This window comes from Vibrio misgurnus (assembly GCF_029635775.1).
Taxonomy (GTDB): Bacteria; Pseudomonadota; Gammaproteobacteria; order Enterobacterales; family Vibrionaceae; genus Vibrio; species Vibrio chanodichtyis.
This window is the reverse complement of record NZ_CP113242.1, coordinates 279,284-303,383: the sequence shown is the minus strand read 5'-3', so window position 1 is coordinate 303,383 and position 24,100 is coordinate 279,284. Positions and strand designations below refer to the sequence as shown.

The window sequence follows — 24,100 nt, the reverse complement described above, 5'->3', positions numbered from 1 at the left end:
GGGATGGAGTGTCAGTTGTGATGGGGCTCAGTCGTTATCGCAGCATCGTTCAGGAGCAGCACGAGTCTGTTCCTGAACGATGATTGCTTGGCTTAGCGGCCAACAAAGGCGACTACCACCTTATCCTCGCCGAGTTGACGAGTGAAAAGATAGGCATTAGCTTGCGCAATTTCGCGATGTTCACCCGCGCCAATCGCTGGGTGACGTTGGCGGAATTGACCTAAAGTCTGCCAGTGCTTCAGTAACGCTTGGCGTTCGTTATTCCACTCCCATGGCATATCGGAACGGGTGCCTTGATGGAAATCATCAGCATAAGGTCCCGCTTCACGCGCTACTTCATCGCCGTAATAAACTTGAACCGCACCAGGGGTCAGCAGCAGAGCATTGGCGGCGCTACGTTGCATTTCAAATGATTTAAAGCGGCCAAAAAACAGCTCGGTATCATGCGAAGACATATAGCTGACGGGATTGAAATCCGGGTATTTGCTGAGCGTTTGTGCGTAATCGCGATACACCATCGCCATTTGGCTTAAACAGGCGGCACCATTATCCATCCGTTTTTGAATATCAAAGTTAATCAGTGCATCGAAACCATCATCAAAGTAAGGGCTACGATAAGCGCCGTGTCCCCATACTTCGCCCATCATCCAAAATGGTTCACCAGTTTGATTATGCTCTTGTCGCCATGCGTTGAGGCTAGCCGTGGCTTGTTGTTTCAAGCGTTGCCACACTGCACCTTCAACATGTTTGACCGTATCAATTCGAAAACCGTCGATCCCAAAGCGGCGTACCCAATCGGTTTGCCATTCAACTAAATAATCAGTGACACTGTAACCTGGCTTGTTCACTACACGCGTACCGGGATTATTTAGTAACCATTGTGGTGGACTAACCGCTTGGGTTGATTCGGTGCGAAAATCGGGCAGGCCAGCGAGGTTCATAGTGATATCACTGCTGCCCGGTTTCGGGTAACCCGGTAAGCCTGCGCGTACCCAATCGCCACCCCACCATTGGCTCCATTTTGGGCTTTGGTAATCAATCGCTTGGTGAAAGCTATGCCAATTTTGTTTGGCTGTGGGCTGCCATTGGCTCCAACGTTCAGGCAACATCGGCGCGTTAACAATTTCAATCGCATCTTGTTGTAAATCCGCTAACGTGGCATAACCAGCATGGTTCAGTACCGCATCAAGTAATACTTTGATGCCGCGTCGATGCGCTTCGCGCACCAGCGTTTGTAAATCTTCATCCACTCCGAAATTGGCGTCAATTTTAGTGAAATCTCGCGTCCAGTAGCCGTGATAAGCATAAAAGGGGAACGAACCTTTCTCGCCACCGCCCACAAAACCGTGTACTTGTTCAACAATCGGTGACAGCCAAATCGCATCGGTGCCGAGACTTTGAATGTGATCGAGCTTAGCAATCACGCCTTTTAAATCACCGCCGTGAAAAGTGCCGATTTCTTGCTGACCATCTTTTTGCCGACCGTAACTGCCATCATTGCTGGGATCACCATTGTAAAAGCGATCAATCATCACGAAATAGATGTTGGCGTTGCGATAGGTAAAAGGTTGCGCTTGGATTGGATGATGCTCAGCGACCGGTTCGAGTAGCACTAAACCACCACTGTCGGTTGATGGGGTTAGGCGGACTTGACCTTGGTTTACCGTCACCACTTGGCCGGTAAACGCATCTCGCAACTGAGTCCCATCAGCAAAGCTGTTGGCCAAATTTAAGACCACTTCACCACCTTGGTAAGTTTGACAACTGACATTTGGGATTGGGCGGCGAAATTCACTGGTTGCCGCTTTGGTGGTTTGACGTACTAGTGTGAGCGTATTGTTTTGTGCTTGCCATTGAAATGCGTAATCACCGGTAAAACGGATGTTCAACGGCAGTTGGGTCGGTGCATGACAGTTTAAAGCAAATGGAGTATTGAATTTGATCTCTTGAGCCGTCGTCGCGGCACAATCACCCTCAATACCACTAATGGTTAAGGTGTAATCGCCTTTGGTCAGTGGGATCACCAACGGTGCATCGGCTGCGAGTGGAAAATCGCGACTGTTGGTGGTGGTTGCAATGGTTAAATTGGCGGTTAAATTCGGCGCTGCCAATACTGGCAAGCTGAGGGTAGACAGCAGTGCTAAGGTCAGAGTATTGCGTTTCATCGTCGATCCTTGATGGTGATTCGGTCATTGATATTGACCGCAATCCGATGTTCTCTCCGGCTATATTTGTCCGGTTATGATGGGTGGATAATGTGTTATCCATGGCTGCGGCAATTGTATGAGGACGCTAGCGGTGGATAGGGACAGCATAATTGGCTCGCGGTTGATCAACATCATTCTTAGCTCTACGCCTTGTTTACTTGCACTGCATCACAACTTGAGCGCTAAAGGCGTAGCGGGCTTAAGCTGCGAGGGGCGAATCCGTGGCTGATAAGATAGCTATTGAGTGCCATTGTGCTGAAAAAGCCAAGCTAAGTCACAACCTGATCAATCGCTATTGATAGGTTTTGCACAAAACATGCGCTGTGCTTAGGATGTGGCGAAGTCAAAATGGGAGAGACACAATGCAACAATCTAAAGTGGTACAAAAAGCGACCATCGCTCCACAAGGACCAGAGCTTTCCGAACTGGTACAAGGCTATTGGCGATTGGCCGAGTGGCATATGACACCACAGCAGCGCTTAACGTTTCTCAAGCAACATATTGAGCTGGGGGTCACCAGTGTTGATCACGCGGATATTTATGGCAATTATCAATGTGAAACACTATTTGGTGAAGCTCTAGCGCTGCAACCTGCACTGCGTGAGCAAATCCAAATTATTACCAAGTGTGATATCCAATTGTGTAGCGAGCGTTTTCCTGAGCGCAAAATCAATCACTACGACACTAGCGCCGCGCATATCCATCAATCGGTCAATCATTCACTACAACGCCTCGGCGTTAGCGAAATTGATGTGCTATTGATCCATCGCCCCGATCTATTAATGAATGCCGATGAGGTTGCCGAAGCGTTTGCCGAGTTGCACAAAGTCGGCAAAGTGAAACATTTTGGGGTATCGAACTTTACGCCGGCTCAATTTGATTTGCTGCAATCTCGTTTGGGTAAACCACTGGTGACCAATCAAGTGGAAATTAACCCGCTGAATTTCGAAGTAGCGCACGATGGTACTTTGGATCAGGTGCAGCGTCTGCGTGTGCGCCCGATGGCGTGGTCATGCTTGGGTGGCGGGGTAATTTTCTCCGGTCAAACTGAGCAAGCTCAACGTGTACGTGCGGTGCTGGAAGAGATCCGTGTCGAATTGGGTGCTGAGTCACTTGAGCAGGTTATTTACGCTTGGGTACGCCGTTTGCCAAGCCAACCACTGCCAATTATCGGTTCCGGTAAAATTGAGCGCGTGCAAAGTGCGATCGCAGCTTTATCGCTACAACTGACTCGTGAACAATGGTATCGCGTATGGGTTGCATCTAAAGGCCATGGTGTACCATAACCGGATTGGTTTTTTATGGTTTGATCCTCTTGCGCCAGTCTCTGCACTGGCGCTGTTTTGTATCAATAAAGCCCAAATGGAAGCGCTCAAATTGAAGCTTCGCTAGGTGTATTTGAGCTTCAGCCTGTAATGCATTTTCTCAATCATGGCCTTGCTCGCCCTCTTGCTAATCTGTTCTTGAATGACAATGTCCATGGTGATGGTTTTTACCTTTGGTGTCGATTTTTTTGCTGTGCTGTGAGTTCATTTTTTGTTCGATTGTCACAACTGAGATACTGGATATTTATCATGATAATCTGCAGAGATTTAGTCATGCAGCTCCTCATAAATTAGTCTATAAGTTTAGGTGCAAAGGCAGACTCTTGCTATGAGAAACGGCAGTGTCGATTTGCATTCACTTACCCTAATCACAGAGCGTTCTATGTTGATTGAGATTGGCTCATTGGATGCTGATTCGCAGCACCAAGTTACCCGATAGGTGTGAATTGCTACTAAGATTACAGCGCGATAAAAATCACGCACCGTGATCACTATCATCAGAACAGCCAGGGGGCAATATGGAGTCTCAAGTCGTCACTCAACCAGTCATCGTAAAAGGTTTATCAGGGGAAGTTTTGGTCGTTAATGCGCAAGGACAAGCGCGCAAGGTTAGCCTAGGTGATGTATTGCAATCGGGGGACATTATCATTGCCGACAACCTTGGCGAGTTGCTGTTGCAAAATGCATCCACGCAACAGGATATTTCCCCAGATGTAGCTCAGCGTGATGTGACCAATGTTGATGAACAAACGATCGCGGCAATTCAGCAAGCCATCTTAGATAGGGTTGACCCAACGCTTGCTTTGCAAGAGGCTGCGGCAGGGGTGGCTGTTGCTGGTTCGGCCAATAATGGTGGGATCACCATTGATAGCCTGCGCCCAGAAGTGTTGGCGAGTACCGTATTTGATACCCATGCTTTAACCTCACAAATTTTGTCGAGTACACGGCGTGGCGGCAACTTACTGCGTTTTGCTGAAGGCGGTGAAACTCTTAACGCACAAGTGAGCGAAGGATCTTTGCAGCTCGGAACGTATCCGCAAATCTCTAGCGTGACAGCTTTAATTAGCGCAGGTAGCTTGGCTTTGTTGCCCGGATCTTTTGTTCCTGTCCCCTCTTTTTTGACGGAGTTGTTGGCAGAGCTTAACCGCGACATCACTTCCTCTGGCCGGCCAGTTCAGTTTTATTATGATGCGGCAACGAACACGATTATTGGTGAGCAAAATGGCACGGAAGTTCTGAGTATTACCATCTCCGCTCAATCGGTTGGACGTGATCTCAACCTGACGATTACCACTACGCTTAGCCAGCCTATTGATCACCTACCAGGGGTTGGCGCTGGATTAGTCTCAATTAAAGGCGATCAAATTTCGATTGCGCTGCAGTTAACTGGCACCGACAGTAATGGTAATGCTATCCGAGCGCCAATCACTATGGATATTGCGATTAATGATGGTCGTGTGCCGGTGATGGTTGATGAGCCGACTCTCAGTTTGCATGAAAATGATCTGTTGGCTGGCTCGGATCAAACAGGCCCATTGACGGTCTCCGGTCAGTTTGAGCCTCAGCTGGGTTCAGATCGCGTCGCCTATTATCAAATCGATCCGAATAGCGCCAATCCAATGGTTGGATTGACCTCACAAGGTGCCGCCGTGATTTTAGGTGAACCGACCATGATTAATGGTAACCGAGTTTACCAAGCCACTGCCGATGGTCGCGATATTTTCCAATTAACCCTGAATGCGGATGGCAGTTATCGCTTTGTATTACAAGGTTCGCTGGATCATGCGGCGGGCAGTGATGTGCTTAGTATTCGTTTGCCGATTGTGGCGCTGGATTATGACAACGACCGTTCAGCACCCGGTTATCTCACCATTCAAATTCAAGATGATCAGCCGAACATTACGGGAGTTGAGCCGCTAACTGTGGTCGAACAATCGCTGACGACAGGCTCGCTTCCTAGTGGCGCCGATTTGTTGGCTGAGGGGCATTTCACTACTATTCAAGGCTCTGATCGAGTGATTTCGTACCGTCTTGAAAATTTGACTGATGCGATAGCTGGCCTGACATCTAAGGGAGTGGCCGTTACGTTGAGTGAGTCGCTGGATGCAAATGGCAATTACCATTACACCGCCAGCGCCGGTGGCAGCCCGGTATTTAGTTTGGTGCTCAATACCGATGGCAGTTACACGTTTACCTTGCAAGGAACGCTGGATCATGCGCTGGAACTGGACGAATTATTGGTCAATTTCACCGTGGTCGCGACCGATTTTGATGGCGATACCAGCCGTATTGTATTACCCGTCACCATTGCTGACGATAAACCGACCATTAATGAGGTACAGGCACTGTCGCTGAGTGAAGATGATTTAGTGCAAGGCTCAGATGTCAGCCAAGAGCCACTTAGTGCAACAGGTCAATTTAGCGTGGTACAAGGTGCCGATCGGGTGGTCAGTTATCAGCTCGATAGCAGTGTCAACCCCATGCAAGGCTTAACCTCCCACGGGGTCGCGGTCACGCTGTCGACTCCGGTGGCCGATAGCAATGGCAATCTGACTTACACCGCCAGTGCGGGTGGCAGCCCGGTGTTTAGTCTGGTGCTTAATACTAATGGTAGTTATACCTTTACCTTGCTCGGGGTGGTCGATCACGCGGTGGGTAGCGATAGCCAGTTATTGAACTTTACCGTGCAGGCCACTGATTTTGATGGTGATAAAACCAGCGTCATTTTACCGGTCACTATTGCTGATGATAAACCGACTATTAGTGAGGTACAGGCGCTGTCGCTGAGTGAAGATGATTTAGCGCAAGGCTCAGATGTCAGCCAAGAGCCACTCAGCGCCACAGGTCAATTTAGCGTGGTACAAGGGGCGGATCGGGTGGTGAGTTACCAGCTCGACAGCAGCATCAATCCGGTGCAAGGCTTAACTTCCCATGGCGTCGCGGTGACGCTGTCGGCTCCGGTGGCCGATAGCAATGGCAATCTGACTTACACTGCCAGCGCCGGTGGCAGTGCGGTGTTTAGTCTGGTGCTTAATACTAATGGTAGTTATACCTTTACCTTGCTCGGTGTGATCGATCACGCGGTGGGTAGCGATAGCCAGTTATTGAACTTTACCGTGCAGGCCACTGATTTTGATGGTGATAAAACCAGCGTCATTTTACCGGTCACTATTGCTGATGATAAACCGACCATTAATGGAGTGCAGGCGCTGTCGCTGAGTGAAGATGATTTAGCGCAAGGCTCGGATGTCAGCCAAGAGCCACTGAGCGCTACGGGTCAATTTAGCGTGGTACAAGGGGCGGATCGGGTGGTCAGTTATCAGCTCGATAGCAGTGTCAACCCAGTACAAGGCTTAACTTCGCACGGGGTCGCGGTCACGCTGTCGGCTCCGATCTCCGATAGCAATGGCAATCTGACTTACACCGCCAGCGCCGGTGGCAGTGCGGTGTTTAGTTTGGTGCTCAATACTAATGGTAGTTATACCTTTACCTTGCTTGGGGTGGTGGATCACGCGGTGGGCAGCGATAGCCAGTTATTGAACTTTACCGTGCAGGCCACCGATTTTGATGGCGACACCAGCCGTATTGTATTACCCGTCACCATTGCTGATGATAAACCGACCATTAATGGAGTACAGGCACTGTCGCTGAGTGAAGATGATTTAGCGCAAGGCTCAGATGTCAGCCAAGAGCCACTCAGTGCCGCAGGTCAATTTAGCGTGGTACAAGGGGCGGATCGGGTGGTCAGTTATCAGCTCGACAGCAGCATCAATCCGGTGCAAGGCTTAACTTCGCACGGGGTGGCGGTAACACTTTCTTCTCCGGTCGCCGATAGCAATGGCAATCTGACGTACACCGCCAGCGCCGGTGGCAGCCCGGTATTTAGTTTGGTGCTCAATACCGATGGCAGTTACACCTTTACCTTGCAAGGAACGCTGGATCATGCGCTGGAACTGGACGAATTATTGGTCAATTTCACAGTGGTTGCGACCGATTTTGATGGCGATACCAGCCGTATTGTATTACCCGTCACCATTGCTGACGATAAACCGACCATTAATGAGGTACAGGCACTGTCGCTGAGTGAAGATGATTTAGTGCAAGGCTCAGATGTCAGCCAAGAGCCACTTAGTGTAACAGGTCAATTTAGCGTGGTACAAGGTGCCGATCGGGTGGTCAGTTATCAGCTCGATAGCAGTGTCAACCCCATGCAAGGCTTAACCTCCCACGGGGTCGCGGTCACGCTGTCGACTCCGGTGGCCGATAGCAATGGCAATCTGACTTACACCGCCAGTGCGGGTGGCAGCCCGGTGTTTAGTCTGGTGCTTAATACTAATGGTAGTTATACCTTTACCTTGCTCGGGGTGGTCGATCACGCGGTGGGTAGCGATAGCCAGTTATTGAACTTTACCGTGCAGGCCACTGATTTTGATGGTGATAAAACCAGCGTCATTTTACCGGTCACTATTGCTGATGATAAACCGACTATTAGTGAGGTACAGGCGCTGTCGCTGAGTGAAGATGATTTAGCGCAAGGCTCAGATGTCAGCCAAGAGCCACTCAGCGCCACAGGTCAATTTAGCGTGGTACAAGGGGCGGATCGGGTGGTCAGTTACCAGCTCGACAGCAGCATCAATCCGGTGCAAGGCTTAACTTCCCATGGCGTCGCGGTGACGCTGTCGGCTCCGGTGGCCGATAGCAATGGCAATCTGACTTACACCGCCAGCGCGGGTGGCAGCCCGGTATTTAGTTTGGTGCTCAATACAAATGGTAGTTATGCCTTTACCTTGCTCGGTGTGATTGATCACGCGGTGGGTAGCGATAGCCAGTTATTGAACTTTACCGTGCAGGCCACTGATTTTGATGGTGATAAAACCAGTGCCACGCTGCCGGTAACCATTGTCGATGATAAACCGACTATTAATGAGGTACAGGCGCTGTCGCTGAGTGAAGATGATTTAGTGCAAGGCTCGGATGTCAGCCAAGAGCTACTCAGTGCTACTGGGCAATTTAGTGTAGTGCAAGGCGCCGATCGAGTGGCGAGCTATCAGCTCGACAGCAGCGTCAATCCGGTACAAGGCTTAACTTCCCATGGGGTGTCGGTAACACTTTCTTCCCCGGTCGCCGATAGCAATGGCAATCTGACTTACACCGCGAGTGCAGGCTCAACCCCGATCTTTACCTTAGTGCTCAATACAAATGGCAGTTATGCCTTTACCTTGCTCGGAGTGCTTGATCACGCGGTGGGCAGCGATAGCCAGTTATTGAACTTTACCGTGGTTGCGACCGATTTTGATGGTGATAAAACCAGTGTCACGCTGCCGGTGACCATTGTCGATGATAAACCGACCCTTAATGAGGTACAGGCGCTGTCGCTGAGTGAAGATGATTTAGCACAAGGCTCGGATGTCAGCCAAGAGCCACTCAGTGCCAGTGGTCAATTTAGCGTAGTGCAAGGGGCGGATCGGGTGGTCAGTTATCAGCTCGACAGCAGTATCAATCCGGTGCAAGGCTTAACTTCGCACGGGGTGGCGGTAACACTTTCTTCTCCGGTCGCCGATAGCAATGGCAATCTGACTTACACCGCCAGCGCCGGTGGCAGTGCGGTGTTTAGTCTGGTGCTTAATACAAATGGCAGTTATACCTTTACCTTGCTTGGGGTGGTGGATCACGCGCTGAACATGGATCAACTGTTGGTCAATTTCACCGTGGTCGCGACCGATTTTGATGGCGACACCAGCCGTATTGTATTGCCCGTCACCATTGCTGATGATAAACCGACCATTAGTGCGGTGCAGCCGTTGTCGCTGAGTGAAGATGATTTGGCGCAAGGCTCAGATGTCAGCCAAGAGTCACTCAGTGCTACGGGTCAATTTAGCGTGGTACAAGGCGCGGATCGGGTGGTCAATTATCAGCTCGACAGCAGTGTCAACCCCGTGCAAGGTTTAACTTCGCACGGGGTGGCGGTCACGCTGTCGGCTCCGGTGGCCGATAGCAATGGCAATCTGACTTACACCGCCAGCGCCGGTGGCAGTGCGGTGTTTAGTCTGGTGCTTAATACAAATGGCAGTTATACCTTTACCTTGCTTGGGGTGGTGGATCACGCGCTGAACATGGATCAACTGTTGGTCAATTTCACCGTGGTCGCGACCGATTTTGATGGCGACACCAGCCGTATTGTATTGCCCGTCACCATTGCTGATGATAAACCGACCATTAGTGCGGTGCAGCCGTTGTCGCTGAGTGAAGATGATTTGGCGCAAGGCTCAGATGTCAGCCAAGAGTCACTCAGTGCTACGGGTCAATTTAGCGTGGTACAAGGCGCGGATCGGGTGGTCAGTTATCAGCTCGATAGCAGTGTGAACCCAGTACAAGGCTTAACTTCGCACGGGGTCGCGGTGACGCTGTCGGCTCCGGTTGCCGATAGCAATGGCAATCTGACGTACACCGCCAGCGCCGGTGGCAGTGCGGTGTTTAGTTTACTGCTTAATACTAATGGCAGTTATACCTTTACCTTGCTCGGTGTGATTGATCACGCGGTGGGTAGCGATAGCCAGTTATTGAACTTTACCGTGCAGGCTACCGATTTTGATGGTGATAAAACCAGTGTCACGCTGCCGGTGACCATTGTCGATGATAAACCGACTATTAGCGCGGTGCAGCCGTTGTCGCTGAGTGAAGATGATTTAGCGCAAGGCTCGGATGTCAGCCAAGAGCCACTCAGTGCCAGTGGTCAATTCAGCGTAGTGCAAGGGGCGGATCGGGTGGTCAGTTATCAGCTCGACAGCAGCGTCAATCCAGTACAAGGCTTAACTTCCCATGGGGTGGCGGTCACGCTGTCGGCTCCGGTGGCCGATAGCAATGGCAATCTGACGTACACCGCTAGTGCGGGTGGCAGTGCGGTGTTTAGTTTGCTGCTCAATACTAATGGCAGTTATACCTTTACCTTGTTTGGGGTGGTGGATCACGCGGTGGGTAGCGATAGCCAGTTGCTGAACTTTAAAGTACAGGCTACCGATTTTGATGGTGATAAAACCAGCGTCACCTTACCGGTCACTATCCTTGATGATAAACCGACCATTAGCGCGGTGCAGCCGTTGTCGCTGAGTGAAGATGATTTGGCGCAAGGCTCGGATGTCAGCAAAGAGCCACTCAGTGCCAGTGGTCAATTTAGCGTGGTACAAGGTGCCGATCGGGTGGTCAGTTATCAGCTTGATAGCAGTGTCAACCCAGTACAAGGCTTAACCTCCCATGGGGTGGTGGTCACGCTGTCAGCTCCGGTGGCCGATAGCAATGGCAATCTGACTTACACTGCCAGCGCCGGAGGCAGCCCGGTATTTAGTTTGCTGCTTAATACTAATGGCAGTTATACCTTTACGTTGCTTGGGGTGGTGGATCACGCGGTGGGTAGCGATAGCAAGTTATTGAACTTTAAAGTGCAAGCCATCGATTTTGATGGTGATAAAACCAGTATCACGCTGCCAGTCACGATCACCGATGATAAACCGCTCATTAACGCAGCAGAGTCATTATCAGTGAGTGAAGATGACTTAGTGAAAGGTTCCGACAGCAGCAAGGAGCCATTAACAGCCACTGGCCAATTCACCACCACTCAAGGTGCGGATCATGTGGTTGCTTATACTTTGAACCCGACGGCAAATCCATTAGCCGGCGTGACCTCTGGCGGTCAAACCTTGAGCTTAACCGATCGGGTCGATGCCAATGGCAACCATATCTATTCGGCGAGTAAACCAGATGGCAGTGTTATTTTCACCTTGCAGCTCAATGTTAATGGCAGTTATTTATTCACGTTATCTGGACCGTTGGATCACGCCGTCAACAGTGATCAATTACTGCTTAATTTCAATGTAGTTGCCACCGATTATGATGGTGATAGCTCAACGATGGTATTGCCGGTCACGGTATTGGATGACAAACCACTTGTGATCAGCGCACAAGCCTTGTCGGTGAATGAAGATGATTTGGCTTTGGGAACCGATCAAACCAAAGAAGCCACTTCGGTATCGGGACAATTTACTGCCACTCCCGGCGCAGATGGTGTTATTTATCAACTGGATACCAGTGCAGGCCGTGATACTGGATTGACGTCACAAGGCCAGCCAGTCGTATGGGGTACACCAACCGTTAATGGTCAAATTTATACTTATCAAGCGATCGCCAATGGCGTGGTTATTTTTAGCTTAGTGCTGCGGCCTGATGGCAGCTATAGCTTTACTTTAACGGGTGCCGTGGATCATCCGCTCAATGCCACTCAACTGACGCTGAATATTCCGTTATTCGCCCAAGATTTTGATGGTGATCGCTCGTCAATCCTGTTGCCAGTGACCATTGTTGATGATGTGCCGATCTTGTATGACAAAAATATTGCCTTGCAAGAAAATGCGGCGCTTCAATCGGTCAACATGTTCTCACGTGATAATAATTTGAGCGCGGATACTCAAGGTGCAGATCGTGGGGTGATCACCCAATTCAGTGCGGTTGACAGCGTAGGGCGCGATATTCAATTCCGTGATGGCAATCAATTGCTGAATGATGTGCAGCTCAATGGTGCGTCGAAAACCGTCACGGTGGTGGAAATCATCAATGGCGTGAGCCGCGATCTCGGTAGCTTAACGATTCAGCCGAATGGCACCGCAAGTTTTAAACCTGTGGCGCAGTTGCAACACACGGAAGGTAATGACATCAAATTTACCGTTAATGTTACTGGAACTGATTACGATCGGGATACTTCAACCGAGCAACTGAATATCACGATCTCGGATCAGAAAGCGACTATTACCCAACAAAAATTTATCGGTTATGAAGATCAAGGACATGATGCATCACTGAACTCAGTTCCGGTTGGTGAGCAAAGTAATACCCAAGATAATTTGGGTGGTCTAACTGGCGATGCGTTGAAATTAGCCTTACAGATCAACCTCTACGATGTCGACCAAGCGGAAAGTTTAGGCAATGTTTCGATCTTGAATCCCAACAGCCTCGCTGGCGATTTTTATTATCTCAATCCAAGTAATCAATTGATCAAATTGGAGGTGGATCCCGCCAGTGGTCGAGTGGTGTTGCCAGCTGCGCTAGTGCAGCAGTCGCTCAATGGGACCATCGCGACCGTCAATAACCTGTATTTTGTACCCGATCGCCACACATCGACCGATAACAATGGCATGAGTGCTTCGGTTAGTGTCGATATTCTACATAATGGGGTTCGCGATCATACTACGAGCGGTACGATGCGGATTGAAATTGAGAGCGTAGCCGATATTGCCACTTGGAAAAGCAGCAGCGTATTTCACTATGATGGCCAGGAAGATAGTCGCCATGTGCCGCTGAATATTAGTGCAGAAACGCAAGACAGTAGCAGTCCTGAAACGATCACTTATCAACTGCGCTTTACCGAAAATGGTCAGCATGCCAAATTGGTATACAGCGATGGTTCATTGATCCCGAGCACCACCGATGCCAGTGGCACTTACTATGTGGTCGCGGCCAACAAAATTGGCCAAGTGCAGGTTGATCCAAGCGATAATTTCTCCGGTCAAATCAAACTGGATGTGACGGCAATAAGTCAAGAACTGACCAACTTTGTGACGGGTAAACAGACCGCGCAATCGGAAACCAAGCAGATCGTGATTGATGTCGCTCCAGATGCGGATCGCGGTAGCTTTACGGTCAATCGCATTTCGATTTTCGAGGATAATGCGGCCAGTCAAAATGCGCTCGATCCAAGGGTAGAGCACGATCCTTTGCTGCTCAGTGAAGTGATTCGCATGACAGGCTCTGCTGATGTTGATGGTTCTGAAACTCTGTTTGTACGCTTGTCGGACTTTACCGACAGCGGTGCAACGCTGGTTTGGCTGGGGGCGGGAGCGAGCCCGATCACGCTTGGAACCTATCCTAATGGTACTACTTATTATGAAATTCCACAGAGTGTACTGGCACAAGTGGAAGTTTTACCCACAGCGCACAGTAACCAAGACTTTTCGTTTGTTGTACAAGGCATCGTTAAAGACACCGCCAATTTATCGACGGGTCAAGTACAGGATATTGAATCCTTGGGCAGTAAAACTGTGTATGTGGCGGTGAAAGGGGGCGCTGATTTGCCGGCGATTGAATCGATAGGTGGTAATCACTGGCAAGGATTCAATGATGGTACTCATCAAGGTGTGATGGTGACCGTTAAGGAAGACAGCACGGTCGATCTCAATTTCACGATTCTTTCGGGAGAGCTAGCGCAAAGCCCAAGCGATCACTCAGAGACGATTTCCGTGTTGCTCTCCAATATCCCCGATGGAGTAAAACTGTTTGACAGTGATGGCCGCAGCGTGGATTTGGTGTTTGCAGGTTACGATAGTCAGCAAAAACCCACCTACCAAGCGAATATGACGGTTGCGCAAGTGATCACCGGAATTCAGGTTCAGCCGACCGCATCGTCTACCAAAAATATTGATATTACCGCGATAGTGATCGTGACGGAAGACGATGGTCATGTGCGCCAAGTGCAAAATACCATTCGTATTTTGGTCGAGCCAAAAATTGATATGGTTGAGAACTATCACAATGCTGCGGTAGGTAATGAAGACTCTCGGATCAACGTCAACTGGGTGCCACAAAATAGCGCGGGGAATATTCAGTATCCAGATGGACAAGAGTATTTCAGTCGCGTCGAAATTTCCGGATTCCCAGTGGGCAGCCAAGTTTGGGTTAATAATCAGCCGGTCACTTTAGTCAATGGCGTACTGGTGCTTACCCCAGCCGCAGGACAATCGGAGGTCAATTTTTCCAACCAAGTGATGGCCTCAGGTTATATTCAAGTGCTGCCGCCGCATAATTCGAGTACCGATTTTAGCTTAACCACGGTGTTGACCGTTAAAGAGCAAGATCACGAATATGTCAATGCCACGAACCCTGGGCAAGGTATTACTGAGCAAGTGATCCACGGCTCGGTTGTAGTGAAAGTCAATCCGATTGCGGAATCGGATGGGCAGCTTTTGGTCGAAAATAGTGGGCATGTCACCCAAGTGGTACAAGCAGATGCCAACGGCCGGATTGACTTTACCATCAATGATGCTATTGGCGGTCAGTTAGGGGCGAATGTGATCCGCTTTGATAACTTAGACAGCAATACGGCTGGCGGTTATCAATCGATGGAGTTGGTTGACCAACTGGTGGTGAGTTTTGGCAATCTGTCACAACAGGTGCTGGATCAGTTATTCATCACAGGGGCCATCAATAACGGCGACGGCACTTGGACCATTACCAATGAGGCAGATTTCAGCATTAAAGCGCCCAATGGCTTGGTTTACAGCAGCAATAATGATCCCGATGGTAATGGCTTTAATGAGATTAAAATTACCATTAGCGCCAAAGTGTATGACCAAGGTGAAGATAGCCGTGAGGCGAAAATCACGCAATTGGCGACCACTTCGCTGACATTAAGCTTCCCGACCGTGGTAACGGGCAACCACAGTGTGGCCGCTGAGCTTAATTGGGTCGGTAATGCGGATGATTTAGTGATTGGTCAGGAAGATAAACCGGTGGATTTGGGGCTACAGATCCAAGAGAAATTGATGCTCAACCCCGTTGGGGTCGATAGCGTGGCTGATGAATTGAGTCTCGTGATTCAGGCCAGTGATCTGCCGGCTGGTGCCTCGATTGTCGGACAAGATTTCAACTTTGTTGATGGGCAGTACGTGTTTAAAGGTACCTTGCAGGCGGATGGTTCCATTTCTGGCTTGCAAGGGTTGGTGCTGATCCCACCACGTGATTATGCCGGTGATTTTAAATTGCCGATCACCTTCGTCACCACGGATCCTCAATCAGGGGACGAGAAAAGCATGACAGCGCAAGTTCCGATTGCGATTGCGCCGCAGGCGGATGTGCCAAGTAGTGCCGGTGATCAGCCACTGGATAATAACCTAACACCAGCGGTGAGCCTGCAAGTTAAGGGAACTCTAGGACTGGATGTCGATCATCAGCCAACCGATCTGGCTCATGATACGCCAACGCAAGATGGTATTGCTTATGAAGATGGGATTGTCCAGCTCAATCTCGCGATTGACTTGGCCGACAGCCTTAACCTTACCACTCAAGGCCAAGAGGTGTTGAGTGAAGTGATTTTGACCCTCAGCGACAGTCATGCTGGCGTATTTGTTGATGGGAATGGACAAAGTTTGGGTAGCAGCCTGACTCTGACTCAGAGCGAGTTACCTGCGGCGCTGAGCAATATTTACTTTAAACCGGCGGCTAATTACCCAAGTGGTAATGCTCAGCATACGGTGCAAATTAACGTGAGTGGCAAAATTACCGACAGCACAGTATTTGATGAAACGAATGCCAGCTCACAAGGCGTACTCAGCAGTGATGCAGGCAAGAGCTTTAGCTCGCAAGTGAGTTTTGAGGTCAAACCGGTCGTCGATAATATTGATTTTAATTCCGGCGCTGCACTGGCCGTGACTGGGATTGAAGATGGTTGGATTGCGTTGGCGGATCAAGCCGGTGGCCTGAAGGTGAGTCTGACGGATGTTGATGGTTCAGAGCAATTTGTTTCGTTAGTACTGACTGGATTGCCAACCGATTTTCTGGTCAAGTCGCTCTCGAGCGATTATGCGGTGAAAAATAGCGGCGCTGGAGAATGGAGCGTGCAGATCCGTAATCCGAGCTTAACCAGCTTAGATCTCTCGGCATTGGCGATTAAACCAACCCAAGATTTTAGTGGCCAAGTGCAATTGGGGATCAAAGTCTTTACCCAAGAGGCCTTGCTTGGTCAACCGGTTGAATACACCAGTCAACTCACGCTTAACATCAATCCTGTTGGCGATGAGATTGATATTGATCCCGCTACTAATGTGCAGGGTGATGAAGGTCAAGCGATCGAGATTGCGCTTAAAGCGCAGGTCCTCGACCAACGCGAGAGTTTACCGGGCGGCACTAACTATAGTGAAAACCATCCGGAAACCTTGCGAGTAGAGGTTTCCGGCGTGCCTGCGGGGGCATCATTGAGTTTGCTCGATGGCACACAGGCAACCAACCTGGGTGGTGGAGTATGGGTATTGTTCATTAATGCGCAGCAGTTGGATAAAGTCATTTTCAATTCTGGTGATAATAACCAACAGAACTGGGATGGACAGTTGCACTTTACCGTGCAATCGGTCGACACCGGCTTAGCTGGCGATCAACATCTTGGTGCTGCTCAGCAGTTTGATGTCACGGTGGCAGTGACGGCGATCAATGATAAACCAGAACTGGATAGCAGCAATCTCACCACCCAGATCAGTGAGCTAGCGGCACAAAAATTGACCGGCATTGTCGTGTCGGATGTGGATTATGTGGGCGCACATGCGAATGATGTGATGAGCGTAACCCTCAGTGTTAGCCAAGGTCTATTGAGTGTGCAAGCGCCAGTCAGTAGCTCAGTGGTAGTAAGTTATGCGCTGGATGGTAGTGTGATGCTAGAAGGTAGCCCCCAGGCGATTAATGGATTACTGAATCATAGCGATCCTCGCTATGGTGTGTTTGTGGATGCGCGGGCGATTGCTGGTACCCAAATTGCGTTCACGGTCACGGTGCAAGATCGAGGGGTTTATTTTGAGAACGCGGCAGGTATCGCATTAGAAGAGAGCAAAACCTATCCGATTCAAGTGACACCGGTGGCTAATGCGCCAAGTTTGAGCCTCAATTCGAGCTTGAACTATGCACAGCAGATTTACACCAACCAGAGTGTGAGTGCGCAAGGTATTGCGCTGTTAGGGGCGATAGCGGCTTTGGTCGATCTGCATGAAACACTAAGTATTCGTGTTGATCACTTGCCTATTAGCGCGAGTTTAACCAGCACTAGCGGTCAGATCACTGAGGTCGGGAATGGAACCTGGGAGGCTTCTGCTGATGCGCTGCCTAATCTCAAAGTGGTGGGGTTAGAGGAAGGGGTACATAATCTGAGCTTGACGGCATTGACGACGGAAAGTGATGGTAGCCAAGCTCAATCCAGCAATTCGATTGATTACCGTATTGAAATTGCGCCAGATGGCAGCGATCTTGATCATCACAGTGCTACACAAAATAGTTTCGTGATCGCAGATCAGAGTGGCATAACTCTGGTCGCAGGCAGTGGCAATGACTATGTACAAGGTGGTGCTGGTGATGATGTGTTGATTGGCGGTTCAGGCAATGACATCTTGATTGGTGGTGCGGGGGCGGATCTGTTTAAGTGGACCGCAGACAGTACCAGTGATCAAGTCGATCGGATCCGGGATTTCAGCCTTAATCAAGGCGATAGCATTGATTTGACCGATATAGTGCAAGATCTTGGCAGTAATCTGTCGCTAGAACAAATCTTGACTAATCTCGGCGAGTCGAACCAACTGACCGCACAAGTGGTGAATAATGATCTTCAATTAGGCGTTACTACAGATAACAGCGTGCATCAAACCATTGTGATTGAAAATTTAGCGAGCCAGATTGATTTTAGCGGTATGAATTCGCTAGATATTATCAGTACTTTGCTGGATCAAAATGTCCTGCGGCACGACTAGTTAACCCGCGACAGTTGTACCACGTCAAACCGATCTCAGCCCCTGTAACATGGGGCTGATTTTTTCTATTCAAGCCAAATTATCAATACCTATCACCTCAGTTGTGGGGGATACATTTTGCAAACTTTGTTCTATAGTTCTCAACTGTTTGAACATCTTGTCACCTGTCGAGAACGTGTGAGGATTACACATGACACTGACCATTTGGTTATCTTTGTTTACGATTTGTATTTTGGGCGCGATGTCGCCAGGCCCGAGTTTGGCGATGGTGGCCAAACACAGCTTGGCCGGAGGGCGCAAAAATGGTTTGGCTGCGACTTGGGCACATGCGCTTGGCATTGGTGTCTATGCCTTTATTACCTTAATTGGTCTGGCGGTGGTGTTGCATCAATCGCCCCTGCTTTTTAAAACCATCAGTTATGTTGGCGCGGCCTATTTAGCGTATTTAGGCTGGAATGCCCTACGTTCGAAAGGTGGCGTGGCAGCAAAACTTGAATCGGGTATCGCGGTGTCGGTTTGGCAATCTGCCAAAGAAGGGTTGCTGATCGCTTTGCTGAGCCCGAAAATCGCGCTGTTTTTTATTGCGTTATTTAGTCAATACGTCATGGTTGGCTCTGATCTGAGCAGCAAAACCGTGATTGTCTTGACCCCGCTGGTGGTCGATGGTCTGTGGTACAGCTTTATCAGCGTGATTTTATCTTCGCCACGCTTGCTCGATAGCTTGCGATCTCGCGCAGTATTGATCGATAGACTTTCCGGGATCGTATTAATTGCCTTGGCACTGCGTGTGCTTTGGACGGCTTAGAGGATGGGAAATGGGTTTGAGTTATGCTCAAACCCAAAGGCTATTGGTGGTCATTTATTCAGTGGGCAGCTCAATGGTATTGATATGCTTGATCTGAGCCAATGGCAGCCAATGTACCGTGACGCCCGCTTGTAAAAACATCTCTTGGCTGACATTAATTTTATCGCCCCAACGAGATAAGAAATCGGCGGACTGCTCAGGGCAGTGTACGGCGGCGATTCCGGTTTGGATGATCTTAGCCGCGCAGTTAGGGCAAGGAAAATGAGTGACGTAAATTTCACAGCCATCCAGATCGCGTTTAGCAAACAAAATAGCGTTCTCTTCCGCATGCAGAGTTTTTAAATATTTCATATCACGATCATCGGTGCTGGCACTGTCCGAAATACCGTGCGGATAACCGTTAAATCCCACGGAAACAATGCGATTTTGCTTAGTGATCACTGCGCCGACCTGAGTAGACGGGTCTTTACTCCATGAACCCACTAATTCGGCCATCTGGAAAAAACGTTGTGCCCATTTTGAAATCATGTCGTTATTCCTCATTGATTGTCGACCTGGCTATCGGATAAGTTTCTAAAGAGAGCATTGGCAGCGATACTATCACGATTTTTATACTCGGAGTCTATACCCTTACTCTTTGAAAATGCTCACCTTGGCATTCTGCGGTCGAAGCGCAAGCTAGATTGATACGCTGCGTGGTCACTTGAATTGGCGGCCAGTTGCCTGTGATTTCAATCACATAAAGATTGAGGCCGCATCGAGCAAGATATTCTGAATTTAGGATGTGCCTTGTGAGAAATTTCTTACAAGATTTGTAGGAAATATTATCTTTAGTCGAGTGGTAATTAAATGGTTCCTGGTTTAATTTATTGATATATAGGTGTTTTCTTTGATCTTGTGCAAATTCAACGGATTAAAGATAGCAAACGGATATTGCTGAAATTTACCAATATCGTAAAGTGGATTGGTCAGCAGGAAGCAGACACGGAACAGGAAAGACCCAAGGATTGGTCATCTTCAGGATGAAGATTTCGATTGTTCAGGATGAATGGTCGGCAGGGAGAGCAAAGGACATTGGCTGGAAGCTGCATAACTAGGATGGTTATCAACGGAAAGTGAATGGACAACTTAAAGGATTAAGCGAGTTCTGTCAGGATGACAGAGAAAGGGACACCGCTAGGAAGGCGATGAAACGGAATGCGCTGAAGGATACAGCAGACGATCAAGGAATAGATGCAGGGAGCACCTATCAGTAGCTGGATTGCTGCGAGTAAGAACCAAAACCCCACTAAGTGATTGCTTAGTGGGGTTTTCTTTTTGCTGCGGATTTGCAACCAAGCACCTTTCCTGATCGCATTGTGTTAACATAACCACGTTGAACAAGGTTTGATGAGTTTCGGCTATGCAAATGCAAGTTCTGTCGGCTGAAGCTTTTCATGGTATTGATTTAGGATGTCACTTATGAGTTTTTTTGAAAACATCTCGATCATCATGGTGCTGATTGCTGCCAGTTGCTTTTTTTCTATGTCGGAAATCTCCCTCGCCGCAGCACGTAAAATACGTTTGCGCCAAATGGCGGATGAAGGCGATGAGCGCGCCGAACAAGTGTTGGCGTTGCAGGCTCATCCGGGCAATTTTTTCACTGTGGTCCAAATAGGCCTTAATGCGGTCGCGATTATGGGCGGGATTGTCGGTGAATCGGCGTTTACCCCTTATATTCGCTCACTGCTTGAAGGCGTGATCCCGAGTAATTGGTTAGGACAAGCGAGTTTTATTTTGTCATTTATGCTGGTGACCAGTCTGTTTATTTTGATTGCCGATTTAATGCCTAAACGGATTGCGATGGCGATGCCTGAGCGGATTGCCGCTCAATTGGTTGGCGGTATGCTGATTTGTATTACCATATTAAAGCCGATTGTGTGGTTATTTAATGGGTTCGCTAACGTACTGTTTCGGGCCTTGAGATTGCCGACTGAGCGCAATGACGAAATCACCTCAGATGATATTTACGCGGTGATGGATGCGGGGGCGGAAGCGGGAGTGCTGGATAAAGGCGAGCAGCAGATGATGGAAAGTGTGTTTGAAATGCAGACCATCCCGGTCACGTCAGCTATGACCGCTCGTGAGAGTTTGGTTTTTCTGAGCTTGAATGACAGTGAAGAGTTGATCAAACAGAAAATTTCGCGGCATCCGCACAATAAATTTTTAGTCTGTGATGGGCAATTAGATCTGATCAAAGGTTATGTGGATTCCAAAGCGCTGCTGCTACGGGTGATTAATGGCCAAGGCATGAACTTGAAAGAGAGTAACGTGGTGATCAGTTGCCCGATCATCCCAGATACTTTAAGCCTTTCCGAAGCGATGGAATACTTCAAAATTAATCGTGTCGATTTTGCGGTGGTGATGAACGAATACGCGCTGGTGGTTGGAGTTGTCACTTTTAACGATTTGCAAAGTGCGGTGATGGGCACTTGGGTTTTGGCCGAAGGTGAAGAGCAAATCGTGGCTCGCGATAGTAATTCTTGGTTAGTTGATGGAGTAACACCGATTACCGATGTGATGCGTGCCTTTGAAATTGAATCATTCCCGCAGCAGCAAAACTACGAAACGATTGCCGGATTTATGATGTATATGCTGCGCAAAATTCCGCGCCGTACCGATTCAGTCGTCTATGCGGGTTATAAATTTGAAGTAGTCGATATTGATAATTATAAAGTTGACCAATTATTGGTCAGTCGTAGTGAAACCCTAGAGCCTGTCGTCAAAGAAGAATAATAGAGGAAATCGATTCACTATTAATTGGCACTTTTTATCTGTGGATGAATGATTAATCTTAGATATTCATCAATGACGAGAGAAAGAATATGAGCGAATTAGAAAAAATGCTCAAAGGCGAACCATTTGACGGCTCATCGGCGGAAATTGAAGCGCTGCGTAACCAAGTGGAAAAGCTAAAACTTGAGATTAACCAAAGTGTTGATCAAGTGAAACGAGCTGCTTTGCAGCGTGAGCTTTTTGCTCATTTTGGTGATAAAAGTTGTGTACAGCCACCGTTCCATTGTGAGTTTGGCAAAACTATTCGTATTGGTGATAATACTTTTATCAATATGAACGTGGTGATGCTAGATGGTGCGTCGATCACGATTGGTAACCATGTATTGATTGGTCCGAATGTCCAATTTTATACGGCATCGCATCCTCTGGATTATCGTCGTCGTCGGGCGTGGGAAACCATCTGCCAATCGATTGTGATTGAAGATGATGTTTGGATCGGCGGTAATGTAGTGATTAATCAAGGGGTGACGATTGGTGCTCGTTCAGTGGTGGCTGCTAATTCCGTCGTGAATCAGGATGTTCCATCAGATTCGTTAGTGGGTGGCACTCCTGCTCGAATTTTACGTTCGTTGAAAGATTCGGTGTAACGGATAGATGTGATGATGTACTGCTTTAACCATTTTTGAGGCTTACTTTGAAACAACCATTTGTCACTCATAAGCACACATTGTACGGTGTGGGCGCAATTCTACTCTGGGGGAGCTTGATGGCTCTAACCCGTCGGGTGGCCGAAGAGTTTTCTCCGATTGGTGGCGCGGCGCTGATTTATACCGTCAGTAGCGTGTTTTTGCTGTTCACTATGGGTTTGCCTCGTTTAAAAACGGGTTCCATGCGTTATGTGCTCATTGGCGGCGCTCTATTTGTGAGCTACGAAATCTGTTTAGCGCTGGCGCTTGGTATGGCTAATGATCGCTTACAAGCGATCGAAATGTCGGTGATTAACTACCTGTGGCCGGCACTCACCGTGTTGATCGCGGTATTGATCAGCCAGCGCGCGGTTAATCGGTGGGTCTATCCTAGTGTCGCTTTAGCTTTTGCGGGAGTCGCATGGACGATTGTGGCTGAGCAAGGGATTGCACTTAGCGATTTCATCGCACGGGTCGCGACTAATCCTGCGGTGTATGCCATGGCCTTGAGTGGTGCTTTTATCTGGGCGATCTATTGCAATGTAACGCAGCGTTTAGCGCAGGGGCAAAATGCCATTGTTCTGTTTTTTACCGCGACGGCTGCAACTCTGTGGATTCAATATGCAGTGAGTGATGAGCCAGCGCTGAGTTTTTCTGTATCGGGCGTTGCCACTTTACTGTTAACCGGGATGGTGATGGGCAGTGGTTACGCCTTATGGAATGTGGCGATTTTACGCGGCAATATGCTGTTGCTAGCCACACTGTCTTATTTTACTCCCGTGATTTCGACGATTTTTTCATCGCTTATATTGGGTGTTGTGCTGGGTTTGAGTTTTTGGCAAGGCGTGGTGATGGTTACGCTTGGATCTTTGCTTTGCTGGTGGGCAACGCGTCACTCTGCTTCGGCTGAGCAAGATGTTGGCTCAGCACACCTCAACCATGATGCAACCGATCAGGCTAGTCAATCCAATTAGTGTTACTGCTGAGTGCTGTACAAATTCACGGCAAATGAGGTGAAAGTAGCGTTTCTGGGCAAACAATCACGGGTAATACTATCAACTCGCCTTGCTTTTGGTTTACTCTTGGCAGCATTGCCCGAATACAAGAAGTAATACGGAGACCATGATGGCACACAACTGGGATGAATACGCTGCAACTTGGGAACAAAACCATGTAAATCATGTGTTTGTTCAGAGCGCATTCCAACAATTGACCCAAATCCTTGCCGTGCAAGATAAGCATGTGCTGGATTTAGGTTGTGGCAGTGGGCTGTTGAGCCAGTTACTGTCTCCTTTGGCTCGTGACATCGTGGCACTTGATTCCTCAGAAGCGATGATTGAAGAGCTGGATCGTAAAGAATTACGCAATGTAGAGCCAGTGGTTGATTCCTTGACTCGAGGTTTGGTCGCACAACACCCGGCCTTTCGTAAGCAATTTGATTTGGTGGTCGCCTCGTCGGTGTGCGCGTTTTTACCTAATCTATCCGATGTTGTTGATATTATCTTCACTCTGCTCGATCAAGGTGGCTATTTTGTACATTTTGATTGGTCATCGGCTCTATCAGACTCGCTTGAGGGCTGCTTAAGTGAAATGGAAATGTCAGCAATATTAAGCCATGCTGGTTTTTCTAGCGTAGAAACGGCCTTTGCTTTTGAGGTGGCAACCGAACAAGGTACTCGGTCGGTAATGGTTGGTATTGCTCGTAAATAAGCTCGCGACCAATGCATGGTACTAATCGCATGGTACTAATCGAATG

At 48.7% G+C, this 24,100-nt stretch carries 9 protein-coding genes; 7 read left to right on the top strand and 2 right to left on the bottom strand.

Features of this window, described 5'->3' with window-relative positions:
- Positions 1 to 92: 92 nt before the first annotated feature.
- Positions 93 to 2,165: an alpha-amylase gene (locus OOK74_RS13150; protein WP_278183558.1), complete on the bottom strand. Its 2,073-nt coding sequence runs from the start codon at positions 2,163 to 2,165 to the stop codon at positions 93 to 95.
- A 404-nt stretch (positions 2,166 to 2,569) separates the two neighbouring features.
- Between OOK74_RS13150 and OOK74_RS13145 the strand changes: the two genes are divergently transcribed.
- The 3 genes from OOK74_RS13145 (at position 2,570) to OOK74_RS13135 (ending at position 18,883) form a co-directional block, all read left to right on the top strand.
- Complete coding sequence (locus OOK74_RS13145) at positions 2,570 to 3,493, top strand: aldo/keto reductase (protein WP_278183557.1); 924 nt, start codon at positions 2,570 to 2,572, stop codon at positions 3,491 to 3,493.
- A 557-nt stretch (positions 3,494 to 4,050) separates the two neighbouring features.
- Positions 4,051 to 18,078 carry a retention module-containing protein gene (locus tag OOK74_RS13140; RefSeq protein WP_278183556.1) on the top strand — a complete coding sequence of 4,676 codons (14,028 nt, stop codon included), beginning with the start codon at positions 4,051 to 4,053 and terminating at the stop codon, positions 18,076 to 18,078.
- A 190-nt stretch (positions 18,079 to 18,268) separates the two neighbouring features.
- Positions 18,269 to 18,883, top strand: a complete 615-nt coding sequence (locus OOK74_RS13135) for a LysE family translocator (RefSeq protein ID WP_274723395.1) — start codon at positions 18,269 to 18,271, stop codon at positions 18,881 to 18,883.
- A gap of 54 nt (positions 18,884 to 18,937) precedes the next feature.
- Here OOK74_RS13135 and OOK74_RS13130 read toward each other — a convergent pair whose 3' ends face one another.
- A complete protein-coding gene (locus OOK74_RS13130; RefSeq protein WP_274723396.1) occupies positions 18,938 to 19,411 on the bottom strand; it encodes a dCMP deaminase family protein in 474 nt (157 codons plus the stop codon).
- Between the two features lie 933 nt (positions 19,412 to 20,344).
- On the opposite strand from OOK74_RS13130, the gene paeA reads away from it, so the two are divergent.
- From paeA to OOK74_RS13110, 4 genes are all read left to right on the top strand, one after another.
- Positions 20,345 to 21,658 carry a polyamine export protein PaeA gene (paeA, locus tag OOK74_RS13125; RefSeq protein WP_274723397.1) on the top strand — a complete coding sequence of 438 codons (1,314 nt, stop codon included), beginning with the start codon at positions 20,345 to 20,347 and terminating at the stop codon, positions 21,656 to 21,658.
- 89 nt (positions 21,659 to 21,747) lie between these two features.
- Positions 21,748 to 22,305 (top strand): sugar O-acetyltransferase, encoded by a 558-nt coding sequence (locus tag OOK74_RS13120; protein WP_274723398.1) that lies wholly within the window; start codon positions 21,748 to 21,750, stop codon positions 22,303 to 22,305.
- A gap of 47 nt (positions 22,306 to 22,352) precedes the next feature.
- Positions 22,353 to 23,318 (top strand): aromatic amino acid DMT transporter YddG, encoded by a 966-nt coding sequence (gene yddG, locus OOK74_RS13115; RefSeq protein WP_278183555.1) that lies wholly within the window; start codon positions 22,353 to 22,355, stop codon positions 23,316 to 23,318.
- A gap of 151 nt (positions 23,319 to 23,469) precedes the next feature.
- Positions 23,470 to 24,054: a class I SAM-dependent DNA methyltransferase gene (locus OOK74_RS13110; protein WP_278183554.1), complete on the top strand. Its 585-nt coding sequence runs from the start codon at positions 23,470 to 23,472 to the stop codon at positions 24,052 to 24,054.
- The last annotated feature ends 46 nt before the right edge of the window (positions 24,055 to 24,100 follow it).

Excerpts from the sequence above, each read along its gene's own strand:
- OOK74_RS13130 (WP_274723396.1), bottom strand. The coding sequence starts at position 19,411 with ATGATTTCAAAATGGGCACAACGTTTTTTCCAGATGGCCGAATTAGTG.
- paeA (WP_274723397.1), top strand. The coding sequence starts at position 20,345 with ATGAGTTTTTTTGAAAACATCTCGATCATCATGGTGCTGATTGCTGCC.
- OOK74_RS13150 (WP_278183558.1), bottom strand. The coding sequence starts at position 2,165 with ATGAAACGCAATACTCTGACCTTAGCACTGCTGTCTACCCTCAGCTTG.
- OOK74_RS13120 (WP_274723398.1), top strand. The coding sequence starts at position 21,748 with ATGAGCGAATTAGAAAAAATGCTCAAAGGCGAACCATTTGACGGCTCA.
- OOK74_RS13145 (WP_278183557.1), top strand. The coding sequence starts at position 2,570 with ATGCAACAATCTAAAGTGGTACAAAAAGCGACCATCGCTCCACAAGGA.
- OOK74_RS13140 (WP_278183556.1), top strand. The coding sequence starts at position 4,051 with ATGGAGTCTCAAGTCGTCACTCAACCAGTCATCGTAAAAGGTTTATCA.
- OOK74_RS13110 (WP_278183554.1), top strand. The coding sequence starts at position 23,470 with ATGGCACACAACTGGGATGAATACGCTGCAACTTGGGAACAAAACCAT.
- OOK74_RS13135 (WP_274723395.1), top strand. The coding sequence starts at position 18,269 with ATGACACTGACCATTTGGTTATCTTTGTTTACGATTTGTATTTTGGGC.